Origin of the sequence: Collinsella sp. HCP28S3_E9 (assembly GCF_052065455.1) — a bacterium.
GTDB lineage: Bacteria > Actinomycetota > Coriobacteriia > Coriobacteriales > Coriobacteriaceae > Collinsella.
In genome coordinates this window covers 78,849-91,419 of sequence record NZ_JBQHTZ010000007.1, presented here as the reverse complement: position 1 = coordinate 91,419, position 12,571 = coordinate 78,849, and the positions used below count along the sequence as shown (strand labels likewise).

General features: G+C 56.7%; 13 protein-coding genes. 6 read left to right on the top strand and 7 right to left on the bottom strand.

All coding sequences use genetic code 11. The features are described 5' to 3' along the window. Window positions 1–17 precede the first annotated feature (17 nt). From ACTNA2_RS05025 to rpmH, 7 genes are all read right to left on the bottom strand, one after another. Window positions 18–818 carry a ParA family protein gene (locus ACTNA2_RS05025; RefSeq protein ID WP_427729019.1) on the bottom strand — a complete coding sequence of 267 codons (801 nt, stop codon included), beginning with the start codon at window positions 816–818 and terminating at the stop codon, window positions 18–20. Between the two features lie 130 nt (window positions 819–948). Further along, window positions 949–1,686: a 16S rRNA (guanine(527)-N(7))-methyltransferase RsmG gene (gene rsmG, locus ACTNA2_RS05020; protein WP_441048779.1), complete on the bottom strand. Its 738-nt coding sequence runs from the start codon at window positions 1,684–1,686 to the stop codon at window positions 949–951. Window positions 1,687–1,782: 96 nt separating this feature from the next. After that, window positions 1,783–2,352 carry a Jag family protein gene (locus tag ACTNA2_RS05015; RefSeq protein ID WP_441048778.1) on the bottom strand — a complete coding sequence of 190 codons (570 nt, stop codon included), beginning with the start codon at window positions 2,350–2,352 and terminating at the stop codon, window positions 1,783–1,785. A gap of 44 nt (window positions 2,353–2,396) precedes the next feature. Further along, window positions 2,397–3,167, bottom strand: coding sequence for a YidC/Oxa1 family membrane protein insertase (locus ACTNA2_RS05010; protein ID WP_154516790.1), 771 nt, complete (start codon window positions 3,165–3,167; stop codon window positions 2,397–2,399). Between the two features lie 29 nt (window positions 3,168–3,196). Next, window positions 3,197–3,421, bottom strand: coding sequence for a membrane protein insertion efficiency factor YidD (gene yidD, locus ACTNA2_RS05005; protein ID WP_154516787.1), 225 nt, complete (start codon window positions 3,419–3,421; stop codon window positions 3,197–3,199). Beyond that, window positions 3,418–3,756 (bottom strand): ribonuclease P protein component, encoded by a 339-nt coding sequence (gene rnpA / locus ACTNA2_RS05000; protein ID WP_154516785.1) that lies wholly within the window; start codon window positions 3,754–3,756, stop codon window positions 3,418–3,420. Before rnpA ends, yidD begins: the two co-directional genes overlap by 4 nt. Window positions 3,757–3,776: 20 nt before the next feature. After that, window positions 3,777–3,911, bottom strand: a complete 135-nt coding sequence (rpmH, locus tag ACTNA2_RS04995; protein ID WP_019127408.1) for a 50S ribosomal protein L34 — start codon at window positions 3,909–3,911, stop codon at window positions 3,777–3,779. A 345-nt stretch (window positions 3,912–4,256) separates the two neighbouring features. Between rpmH and ACTNA2_RS04990 the strand changes: the two genes are divergently transcribed. The 6 genes from ACTNA2_RS04990 to gyrB all read left to right on the top strand — a co-directional run bounded on the left by ACTNA2_RS04990 (window position 4,257) and on the right by gyrB (window position 12,495). Further along, complete coding sequence (locus ACTNA2_RS04990) at window positions 4,257–5,633, top strand: ATP-binding protein (protein WP_441048777.1); 1,377 nt, start codon at window positions 4,257–4,259, stop codon at window positions 5,631–5,633. 15 nt (window positions 5,634–5,648) lie between these two features. Next, a complete protein-coding gene (locus ACTNA2_RS04985; protein ID WP_441048776.1) occupies window positions 5,649–7,352 on the top strand; it encodes a DnaA ATPase domain-containing protein in 1,704 nt (567 codons plus the stop codon). 238 nt (window positions 7,353–7,590) lie between these two features. After that, complete coding sequence (gene dnaN, locus ACTNA2_RS04980; RefSeq protein ID WP_427729028.1) at window positions 7,591–8,694, top strand: DNA polymerase III subunit beta; 1,104 nt, start codon at window positions 7,591–7,593, stop codon at window positions 8,692–8,694. Window positions 8,695–8,703: 9 nt separating this feature from the next. Then, on the top strand, window positions 8,704–9,810 hold the full coding sequence (recF, locus tag ACTNA2_RS04975) for a DNA replication/repair protein RecF (protein WP_427717918.1): 1,107 nt from the start codon (window positions 8,704–8,706) through the stop codon (window positions 9,808–9,810). Continuing rightward, entirely contained in the window at window positions 9,797–10,360 is a 564-nt protein-coding gene (locus ACTNA2_RS04970; protein ID WP_441048775.1) for a DciA family protein, read from the top strand. The genes recF and ACTNA2_RS04970 overlap by 14 nt, the downstream gene beginning before the upstream one ends. Window positions 10,361–10,464: 104 nt before the next feature. Further along, window positions 10,465–12,495: a DNA topoisomerase (ATP-hydrolyzing) subunit B gene (gene gyrB, locus ACTNA2_RS04965; protein WP_441048774.1), complete on the top strand. Its 2,031-nt coding sequence runs from the start codon at window positions 10,465–10,467 to the stop codon at window positions 12,493–12,495. Window positions 12,496–12,571: the final 76 nt, after the last annotated feature.

The following is a 12,571-nucleotide window of genomic DNA, read 5'->3' as shown; positions in this document are numbered from 1 at the left end:
CGCCACGCTTCCTAGGACTAGGCACGCTTGATCACCTCTTTGGCAAGGTTCATATACGCCTTTGCACCCTTATTTTGCGGCGCATATGTAATTACCGGCTCACCGAACGACGGTGCTTCTGATATTTTAACCGTACGCGGAATCAAGGTCTTAAATGCCTTATCGCCAAAGTACGACTGCACTTCTTCTACAACCTGATTTGAGAGCGATGTTCGCGAATCATACATCGTCATAAGTACGCCATAGGTATCAAGGCTCTTATTTAGGCGTGTTTTGACCATCTTCATCGACTCAAGCAGCTTGGTGACACCTTCGAGTGCGTAATACTCACACTGAATCGGAATCAGAACACTGTCCGCCGCCGTCAACGCATTAATGGTCAACAAGCCAAGTGAAGGCGGACAGTCTATAAATATAAAGTCAAACTCATCCTTAACAGGCTCAAGCAGATCCTTCAAGCGTGTTTCTCGTGCAATTGCGCTTACAAGCTCAATTTCGGCACCTGCAAGCTGGATAGTAGCCGGAATTACAAATACCTTACTGCAATTTGTATCCAGAACAAGCGATTCTGCCGGAACATCATTCAGCAATGCATCATAGATGCAGTTATCGAGTTCTTCTTTTTCGATTCCAAAGCCGCTCGTGCTATTACCCTGTGGATCAAAATCGACAATCAGCGTCTTTCGACCCTGTTCACCCAGTGCTGCTGCAAGGTTTACTGCTGTGGTGGACTTACCCACACCACCCTTTTGATTGATGATTGCAATGATACGCGTGTCTTTTGCGCTCTTTGAACGCTTAACGTCGCGAAATCCCACGGTCCCTCCTGGTGTATTTTAAGCTGTTAAACGGAGGATGTTTCACGTGAAACATTCCGATTCATCATCTGTTATGTTTCACGTGAAACATAACAAGTAATTACTATCCATTATGTTTCACGTGAAACATCTAGGCAAGCGGATTCTTCTTCGCCATGCCATTAGCACGTGGAAGCGAAATAGCTGCCGGACGAGATTTTTTTAGAATGATAAACTCGCGATGACCCAAGCCATTTGGCAAATCTAAATCATCTGTCATAAGTGTGGTGAACCCGCATATGCTAGCGGCAGTTAGACCAGACTGAAGTTCGACGTCTGACGGGTTTCCCTTAGTAATAACAAAGAGACCACTATCTATTAGAAATGGTGAAGCATACTCGACGAGAACTGGTAACGGTGCGAGTGCACGAGCAGTGACAACAGCAAACTGTTTCTTATGGCTTCGGGCATATTCTTCAAGACGATCATGAACCGCGTGAGCACGCTTGAGACCGAGAGCCTCAACAAATGAGTTGACAGCATCAACCTTCTTGCCAACCGAATCGATATAGGTAGCCTTACGTCCGCAAGCAATTGTCAAAGGGATACCAGGAAACCCAGCACCAGTACCCATGTCTAACAAAGCACCTTCTGGAGCTATGTCTATATAGGGAAGCAACACAAGCGAATCAAGAATATGAAGAACAGCCGCATCTTCGATATTTAGGATGCGCGTAAGATTGGTGGTCTTATTAGCCTCCAAAACAAGATCAAGATGCTCAATACAGGAGCGTAGGGCATCATGGGAGACCTTCAAAGAATAGTCTTCGCAATACGAAATTAGACGACTAAGCATCTGGCTTGCCTGCTCATCGGTTAGTACAAACAAGACAAACTCCTATCTGACAAAAATCAGTGTATCAAGAACTTTTGACAAAAAAAGGGGACGTGGAAACCACGCCCCCTTAAGATAAGCTCGTTTAGGTTATCGAGCAACAATCACAACATGACGATCGGGGTCAGAACCCTCGGAATGCGTGTCGACGGCATCGTTGCCGCGAAGAGCAATATGAACCAGACGGCGCTCATAGGCATTCATGGGAGGAAGCGAAACACTTTTGTGAGTGCGAACTGCCCGCTCGGCAGCAGACTGAGCCATAGAGGCAACCTTGTCCTGGCGGCGGCTCTTATATCCCTCGACGTCGACGACAACCGGATACCTAAAGCCAAGCTTGCGGCTCACCAACAGCGAGAACATAACCTGAAGGGCATCAAGGGTGCGACCATGACGACCAATTAGGACGGCAAGGTCGGGAGCCGTTACATCAAGAATCAGTTCGCCCTCGTCGCCCTCATACTCATCGATAGGAGAGTTGGCGGCGTCGAAATGCAAAAGGATGGAACGAAGAATAGAAATCGCAACATCGGCAATGGTGTCGAGCTCTTCATCCGTAAGCTCTTCACCAGCCTTGTAGCGCTGTGCAATCTCGAGATAATCGCCCGCGGCCTGCGGGGCAACCTCCTCAAGCATATCCTCGACGATCTCTTCAGACATAACGTACTCCAAAAGTTAGGTACCTAAATAAGATTACTATACCGCTACTTCTTCTTGTGCGGGCGCGGCTTCTTCTCGCGACGCGTGACCTCAACCTGCAGCGGGGCATTCTTAAGACGCTCCTCCTCTTCGGCCTTAGCCTTCTCGATAACCTTCTGCGTCACAAAGATCTGCTGGATAACCTGCCAGGCAGAAGACACGTCGTAGTACAAAAGAACACCGACGGGCAGGCTCCAACCCATCCAGAGCATCATGACGGTCATGACGACGGCCATCATGCGCATGCTCTGGGCCTGCTGACCAGTCTGATTGCGCGACATGTACAGCTGCGGAATCAGGGTCAGGACAGCAAACAGAATCAGGCAAACCAGCGCAGGCAGTGCGACCATAAAGCCATCGGCAAAAGAGGCGCTCGGCGTGGTAGTCAGATCGGGCAGAATGTTGAAGAACGAGAAGGTGCCCTCGTTAAAGTAATGAGGCAGGTTTTGCAGAAGCGTAAACAGGGCGATGAGGATAGGCATCTGAATCAGAAGCGGCAGGCAGCCGGACAGCGGATTGAACTTGTTCTCGCTGTAGAACTTCTGCATCTCCTCGGCCTGACGCTGGGGATCGTCGGCGTAGCGCTCCTGGATCTCGAGCATCTTGGGCTGCAGCACCTGCATACGGGCCGTCGACTTGGTCGACTTGAGCATGAGCGGCGTCAGCAGCAGACGGACGATGACCACCAGGATAATGATGGACAGGCCCCAGTCGACCGCAAAGGTCTGGATGAGCTTGAGCAGCTCGAAAAGGATGTTAACGATCCAATCCCACATGTAATTTTTCCTCCGATAGCGAGTGCCCGCTAGGGCACAGGGTCATAACCGCCGACGTGCAGGGGATTGCAGCGAGCGATGCGCCTCACGGCAAGCCAGCAGCCTCTACAAACACCGTATTTCTCGATAGCCTGGACGGCGTAATGAGAACACGTTGGATAATAAATGCAGGCGTCAGGCAATAAGGGCGAAATAACCTGTTGATATATGCGAATAGGAGCGATGGCAACACGTCGCAAAACGTGATTGCTCATCGCTCCTCCCCGGCAACGCCGGCGCGTATCACAAGCGAACGCAATGCCTCGTTCATCTCCTCCGGCGACGAGATCCTCGTCTTGGGGGTCGCGAACAAGATGATGTCATAACCCGCAACGGGAAATCCGCAGCTGCGGGCGGCCTCGCGCATCACACGCTTAGAACGATTGCGCACAACTGCGCAACCGAGTCGTTTAGCACCAACGAAGGCGACCCTTCCAGAGTCGCCTTCGCCAACCGATTCACATATGGTCATTCGAATCAGAGGATGATTGAAACGACGCCCCTGACTGAACACATGCTCGAAATCTTGCCGAGACTTAATAGTCTTCATGCGAGATGTGTGTATCGCTGCTAGACAGTGAGACGCTTGCGGCCCTTGGCGCGGCGACGGGCGAGCACGGCACGACCACCCTTGGTGGCCATACGGGCACGGAAGCCATGGGTCTTGGCACGCTTACGCTTATTAGGCTGATACGTACGCTTCATCTTAAGTTCCTCCTGCTGCATTTCGAGTGTCCGCGAGGGCGCGGACGCAGATATAGACACGTGAGCTTGAAGATTGTAGGGAAATCAATGTTCAAATGTCAAGAAATCAAAGGTAAAAGGTTGCGCAGTTCACACGGTTCCGCCATAAGCCGGATGAGTTTTTGAGTATGACTCCAACTTTTCACGATATTTCACCGAGTTTTCGACAGGTCATGTTGGCAATGTTGAGAACTTTTCGCCCATTTTCCAAAGTTTTCAACATGTTTTGAAAACTTGTCGAAAGATGAGAAACATTGCGCGGTGAGCTACTATTTATCCGAAACCTTTTGAAAGATTGCGAGCGGCATGTCTGACGACTTTTACACCATGGTCGATTCCGGTGACCCGGCACCCGACAACGAGCACATCAACGGCGTACGCGAAGAGCGCGAAGAGGGCGAGCAGACATCGAAACAGACACCGAAAACCATGTATGCGGCGCGCATCGCCGTCTATGACGACATGCTTTCGACCCCGCGCGTGATCGTCATCGAGCCGCAAGACATCCGCACGTATCTGGAAGAGACGACTAACACCGTCTACCAGTGCATGAAAGAGCAAGGCGGACACATCTCACTCATGGTTATCCGCGAGATTGTCGAAAACTTTATCCACGCCCACTTTGCCGAGCCCATTATCTCGATCCTGGACGGCGGGGAAACTATCCGCTTTGCCGACCAAGGTCCGGGCATCGACGACAAAGAGCGCGCCTTTGACTTTGGCGTCACCAGCGCAAACAGCAAGATGAAGCGGTATATACGCGGCACCGGGGCAGGTTTTCCCATGGTGCAGGAATACCTGGAAAACGCCGGCGGGGCAGTCTCCATCGAAGATAACATGGGCAACGGCACCGTCGTCACGGTGAGCCTCGACCCCAAGCGCGTGCAGGAAATTGAGCGCGCGGGAGGGCGCGGGGCAGCCGTGCGCCCCGAGGCCCAGGGGTCGGAATACCCACTGCCGGGAGCATTTCCACAGCAAGCAATGATGACTCCGCAGCAAACCATGGCCGCGTCCCCACTGCAACGGCCCATGGTTTCGCAGCAGATGCATCAACCCGGCATGCCGCCCATGCAGGACCCCCAGCCCGCGGGACAGACGACAACTCAAGGCTCGGCAGAGTCCATGGTCCCGGCCGATTCGGATGCAGCCGCGATGCAGCAGGTGACGGGCATGCAAGGAGCTCGGCAGATGGGCTTCCAACCGTACCCGCAGGCATATCCGGGACAATATATGCCGCAGCAGGGATACTCCCAGCAATATATGCAGCAGTATCCCCAGGGCTATCAGCAGCCGTATCAGCAGATGCCGCAGCCGTACAATCCCTGGGCCCAGCAGATGCCGCCGCAGCCATACCAACAGTGGCCGCAAAGTTTTCAACAGCCGATGCCAACCATGCAGAGTTCTCAACAACCAGCAGCTCAAATGATGTATCCTAATGCGGCGAATCAATACGCACAGCCGCAACCGGACGTATTTGTGAGCGAGCGCGGCAACGCGGCGCTGGGATATCTGGCTCAAAACCAAGAGTGCGGCGCCACCGACCTGGCGCGAGCATTTGGAAACTCCGCGCCCACGTGGTCACGCACACTCAATGACTTGGCGCAGGCCGGCTTGGTAATCAAACACGGTCAGAAATACCATCTGACCGAACTCGGCAGCGCTCGCGTGCGTGCCCAAAGTTAAGGAACGGGAGAGACAGTGGACGAGGAAGCAAGCATCATCCTGGAGGATGCCATCGCTTTTTGCCAGCGCGACGGCCAAGATGCACGCCTCATCAACATGTTGGGGCAATCGCGTGCCGTGAGCCTGACCGAGGACACCTTGACCATCGAGGCACCGTCACGCTTTGCCATTGCGCAGCTCAAAAAGCATCAGCCGACTATCGAGCACTACCTAGAAGAGATTGCCTTTGCGCCGATCGCGCTCAACATCGTGGCACCGCAGGGTCCCACGACAGGCGCCACAGGGGCGGCACCCGTCACTCCCCCTTTGACGACCGCCGCCCCTGTGGCGGCTCCGGAGACCAATGCGGGCGATGTTTCCCGTGAAACCATGCCCCACGCAACAGCCGTGCCGGTAGCAACCGCGCCCAGCGTTTCACACATGCCCGTCGCGCACGACGCGGCGCCGGGCGAAGAACCGGGCATCGCGATCAAAAACACGCTGTCGGCCGACGATTTCCGCCGCATGATGAATCAGATGAAGGGCGTGGCACCCGCTAAGAGCGCGAAACCAGTCTCGACATCGCCTGTGAGCGTGCCTGCGGCTGCGGCGCCGGGCGAGCAGAACGCCGACGGCGCGCCCCTCGTGGCCAACTCAAAATTCACCTTCGAAAACTTTGTCTACGGCCCCGAAAACAGCCACGCCTATCGTTCGGCGCTTAAATTCGCCGCACTCGCAGACGAACGCGGTACTTGCACATCCCTGTTCATCTATGGCAAATCGGGCTTAGGCAAGACCCACCTGCTGCTCGCCATCAAAAACGAGCTCGCCGAGAAGTCGCCCGAGATCAAAGTGAAATACGCCAACTCACAGGCATACATCGATGATCTGATGACGGAATTCGACCGCCAAAAGAAGAGTAACGCTCCCATCATGCAGGCATACCACGGCGTGGACGTGCTCATCATCGATGACATCCAAAACATCATCGGCAAGCGCGCGAGCGTGGACTACTTTTTCCAGCTCATGGACGAGTTTATCCGCAACAACAAGAAGGTCGTGATTGCCGCAGACCGTGCGCCCAAGGACCTGAACATGGACGAGCGTCTGACCAGCCGCTTTAACGCCGGCATGCTCTGCTTGGTAGCAGAGCCCAGCTACGAGATGAAGTACAAGATTCTGCAGCGCTATTACGAGAACACGATCGCGGCGGCGCCCGAGGCGGGCGACGACTCGCTGCTGGCGGCCTACGGTGGCGACAGCGGACATCTGACCGACGAGCACTTTAAACATATGGCGGAGGTATCGGGCACCAACATCCGTGAGCTCGAGAGCTTCTGCGAGCGCTGCGCCGGGGAGGCGGGCGACCGCGAGCGCGAGGGTAGCGAGCTGAGCTTCGACGACATCGATGCCATCGCCAGCCAGTACTTCGACACGTCGGCCAAAAAGATCAACGTGCAGACAGTTCAGTCTGTTATCGAGGAGCAGTACGGCGTGACGCATGAGGAGCTCATTGGTCCGCGCCGCAATGCCAATATCGCTAAGGCGCGCCATATCGCCATCTACCTAGCGATCGAGATGTGCGAGATGACAACCACCGCCGTGGGTGCGGAGTTTGGCAACCGCAACCACTCGACCGTCAGCACGAGCTACAAAAAAGTCCAGAAGATGATTCAGGAAGACCGGACCGTGACCGAGGACCTCAAATCGCTACGAGACAAAATTACACTGCGCTCGTAGGGAAATAGGCACACCTGTTGAAAACTTGTCGAAACCGCGGGCATAAGGTGTCTAAAACCCAGCCCGCTCCGATGAAAAGTTTTGCGCAGGTTTTGAACGTGGAAAACGACCCCTGTTGCACACAGGGAATTGTCGATTCTCTTTTTGGGTTTGACCTGCATGTTTGGGAGTAATCAACAGTTTCGTCAGTACTATTACTATTATTGAGATATTTATATCTATAGAAAGGTATTAAAAGATGAAGTTCACCGTCAGCCAGAGCTCGCTTACGCAAGCAATCGGCGTCGTCATGAAGGGTGTCGCTTCGGCATCCACCCTCCCCATTCTGTCGGGCGTGCTCATCAAGGCACAAGACGGCATCTTGGAATTCCAGACCTCTAACTACACTATCTCGATTCGTCACCGCATCGCGGCACATGTGGAAGAGGAAGGTGAGATGGTAATCCCCTGCAAGATGCTCTCCAACATCACCAAGACCCTTCCCGATGCCCCAGTTACCTTTGAGCTTTCGGAGCGCCAGGTGCTGATCGGTTGCGAGAAGAGTTCCTTCCGCCTGAATACGCTCGATGCCAACGATTTCCCCGAGTTCCCGGCCTATGCCATCGAGAGCGCCGTTGAGCTCCCGACCGACATTCTGTCCGAGATGGTCAGCCGCGTGTGGCGCGTCACCTCGACCGACAAGGCCCGCCCCATCCTGGGCGGTGTGCATATGAGGGTCGAAAACAACACCGTGCGCCTGGTGGCGACCGACTCCTTCCGTCTGGCCGTGTGCGATACGCAGGTGGAGACCTCGACGCTCGAGGGCTCCTTTGAGCTCAACGTGCCGGCCGATGCCTTCAACGACGCCCTGAGCATCATGGCGAGCCAGGCGACCATTATGATCGGTGCCACCGACACCCAGGTTGTCTTTGAAGCCGGCAATACCACCTACGTGTCGCGCCGCATAGAGGGTATGTATCCCAACTACAAGCAGCTCATCCCCGATTCGTGCGTAACGAGCGTCAAGATCGACGTGGCGGCTTTTAATGCCGCCCTCAAGCGCGTGGCGGTCATCGCGAGCGCCAACCCCGCCGTCAAGTTTGAGATCGATGTCGAGAACGGCCAGATGGGCCTGTCCTCCATCTCCAATGACCAGGATCTGGCGCAGGAGACGATCGATGTCGAGGCCGAGGGCGAGTCGGGTACCATTGCCTTTAACTACCACTACATCTTTGGCTGTCTCAACGCCCTGTCCAAGGAGAAGGAGATCACGCTGGAGCTCAAGAGCTACTCGCAGGCCGGCATCTTTAAGTCCTACGACAAGATCAACTATCTGTACCTGGTCATGCCGGTGCGCATCTAGCGGCGCCCTATGGCCATGTTCGCCCGCGATCTTTCCGTCGCGCGCTACCGCAGCTTCGATAGCTATCGCCTGGAACTGAGCGATGGCGTGACGGTGCTCGCGGGGCCCAACGCGGCGGGAAAGACCAACCTCATAGAGGCGCTGCAGCTGCTAACGAGCGGCGCCTCGTTTAGGCATTCCACTGCCGTCGAGCTTGTGCACGACGGCACGGGTTTGTGCAAGGCCGAGCTTAGGCTCGAGGGCGATGGCCGCGTGCTGGACATGGGCCTATGCGTGGAGGACGGTAAGCGTTCGTTTAGCCGCAACGGCAAGCGATGTGCCGCCTCTGGCGTGCGCGGCGTGCTGCCGAGTGTTTTGTTCTGCCCCGATCATCTGGATATGGTTAAGCGTGGTGCCAGCGTGCGTCGCGCCGCGCTCGACGACTTTGGCGTGCAGCTGAGCGCCCGCTATGCCGATCTGGCAAGCGCCTACGGCCGCTGCGTGACGCAGCGCAACGCCCTGCTCAAAGAGACATGGTGCTGTCGCGAGATGCTCGGCGCGTGGAATGAGTCGATTGCCCGCGCCGGATCGGCCCTGCTGGTGCACCGCTTGGCCCTGCTCGATCGCTTGGACGCCCACGTGCGCAATGCCTACGGGCTGGTTGCGTCCGGGGAGGAGGCCGATGTGGCCTATGCGTCCACGTTGGGGGAGCTGCCCCAGACCGATGACCGCGAGGAGCTGAGGGGCTGGGCATACGAGCACATGCTCGCGGCGCTCGACGAGCGTGCCGACGAGGAAATCCGCCGCGGCGTGACACTCGTGGGTCCGCACCGCGACGAGATTGAGTTTTCGGTCGCCGGCCGCTCGGCTCGCTCGTTTGCCAGTCAGGGTCAGCAACGTACGTTGGTTCTGGCCTGGAAGGTGGCCGAGGTGGCCGTAGCCCGCGATATTCTGGGTACCGCCCCGCTGCTGCTTTTGGATGACGTGATGAGCGAGCTCGACGGCGATCGCCGCGCCGCTTTTTTGCAGCTGATCGGCGACGACATCCAGACGGTCATAACCACCACCAATTTGGGATACTTTACCGATGAGTTACTTGATCGAGCCAAGGTGGTGAGCATGGGTGAGGCATGCTAATTACGAGCGTGAGAACGGCACGGCTGCCTTCAGTGACTTTTTGGGTGTCGAGCGCCAGCGCATCTTGGCGTCGGCTACGCCCGAGCGTCGTGCGCAAATGGAGGCCGCCGAGGAATCGCGCGCGGTCTACCGTGCTTGGAACGCGGTGTGCTCGGGCACGCGCGAGGGCCGGCATGTGACGGGGCTACGTTATCTTCCCGAGTCCAACGAGCTGCTGGTGTATCTCGATTCGCCCTCGTGGACACAGGAGATGACACTTTTGCGCGAGATAATCCGCGCACGCATGGAGCGTGCCGGCGCGCATGTGGATGGCCTGGTATTTAAGACGACCCGTCCCGGCCACACGCCGCCCGCGGCAAAAGAGCGCCTGCGCCCGGTCGCGACCGAGCGCCCGCCCGCGCCGCATGCCGACCTGAATGAAGCCGAGCGCGCCGAGATCGAGCGCCAGGTATCGCCCATCGAAGACCAAAAACTGCGTGAGGCCCTCCAGAACGCCATGAGGGCCAGTGCCGAGTGGGCCAAGGGCGTGCAAAGCAAAAAAGAGTCTTAAATCGCATCTGGTGGCCTTGTATAGGCAAATACCCTCGTCTCCGAGGGTATTTTTTACGATAAAATAGTAAGGCTATACAGATTTTCTTAACCGAAGGAGGACGTGTGGCAAACGAAAACGATTACGATGGCGGCGAAATTAAGATCCTCGAGGGTCTCGAAGCCGTCCGTAAGCGCCCGGGCATGTATATCGGCTCGACGAGCGCCAGCGGTCTGCACCACCTGGTGTGGGAGATCGTTGACAACTCCGTCGACGAGGCCATGGCCGGTTTCTGCACCGAGATTCAGGTGACGGTCCACGCCGACAACTCCATTACGGTCGTCGATAACGGGCGCGGCATCCCCGTCGACGAGCATCCTGTCAAAAAGATTCCGACGCTCGAGGTCGTCATGACGATCCTTCACGCCGGCGGTAAGTTCGATAACTCGGCCTATAAGGTTTCCGGCGGCCTGCACGGCGTGGGCATCTCCGTTGTCAACGCCCTGTCCAAGCGCGTGGTCGTACAGGTGCGCCGCGACGGCAATATCTACGAGATGGAATTCTCGCGCGGCAAGACCGTCAAGAAGATGGAGGTCGTGGGCGCCTCGGATTCGACGGGCACCACCGTCTCCTTCTGGCCCGACGACGAGATCTTCGAGACCTGCGTCTACGATTTCGATACACTGCACAATCGTCTGCAAGAGACGGCGTTTCTCAACAAGAACCTCAAGATCGTGCTGACTGACGAGCGTGAGGCGGCTCCCCGCGTGGAGGAGTTTTGCTACGAGGGCGGCATCATCGACTTCGTCAAGTTCCTCAACGACGGCAAGGACGTCCCCGAGGCCTTTAAGGAGCCCATCTACATTGAGGGCAAATCGGACCCGGATGCGCCCGTGGCCAAGATGGGCGAGGTCGAGGTGTCCCTGCAGTGGAACGCCGGTTATGGCGAGAACGTCATGTCGTTTGCCAACGACATCTACACCCCCGAGGGCGGCATGCACCTCGAGGGCTTCCGCACCGCCCTCACCCGCGTGATTAACGATTACGCCCGCAAGCAGAACCTGCTTAAGGAGAAAGAGGCCAACCTGAGCGGTGACGACGTGCGCGAGGGTCTCTCGGCCGTCATCTCGGTCAAGCTGCCCGATCCGCAGTTTGAGGGCCAGACCAAGGCCAAGCTCGGTAGTTCCTACATGCGCGCGCTTACGCTCAAGATCGTGACCGACGGTCTTGCCGACTACCTTGAGGAGCACCCCAAGCCCGCCCGCGAGATCGTCAAGAAGGCGCAGCAGGCCTGCAAGGCCCGCAACGCCGCCCGCAAGGCGCGCGAGGCGACCCGTCGCAAGAGCCTGCTCGAGACGGCGTCGCTGCCCGGCAAACTCGCCGACTGCTCGGTGCGCGATGCCGAGCTGACCGAGCTCTTCATCGTAGAGGGCGACTCGGCAGGCGGTTCGGCCAAGGACGGCCGTCGCCGAGACATCCAGGCGATTCTGCCCCTGCGCGGCAAGATTCTGAACGTCGAGCGCGTGGGCGACCATCGTGCGTTCTCGAGCGACACCATCCAGTCGCTGATCACCGCGATCGGTTGCGGCGTCACGACGAGCGCCGGCGACGGCGGCGACTTCGATATCACCAAGGCGCGCTACCACAAGATCATCATCATGACCGATGCAGATGTCGACGGTGCGCATATCCGCATCCTGCTGCTGACGTTCTTCTACAAGTACATGCGTCCGCTGATCGATGCCGGCTATGTCTATGTTGCCTGCCCGCCCATCTTTGGCATTAAGGTGCGCAACAAGATCCACTACGTGTATCCCAACGGCCGACAGCCCGAAGACGAGATACTGCGCGACACCATTCAGAGCCTGGGCCTGAACCCCGACGACAACGACGAGGACGGCAAGGCCAAGGATGGCAAGATCACCAAGAAGCGCAAGGGCTATACCGTCCAGCGCTACAAGGGCCTGGGTGAGATGGACCCCAAGCAGCTTGCCTCGACGACGATGGACCCCAAGACCCGCATTTTGCAGCGCGTGACGATCGAGGATGCCGTGGTGGCGGACCGTGCCGTACGCGAGCTCATGGGTTCCGAGGTGGGCTATCGCCGCGAGTACATTGAAAAACACGCGCATGATGCACGCTTCTTAGATGCCTAACCTGTTCGGCTTTCCCAGCCACCGCACCTTCGCCCTCAATCGTCGGTTGCGTACCCAAGTACGCTTCCCTCTTCTT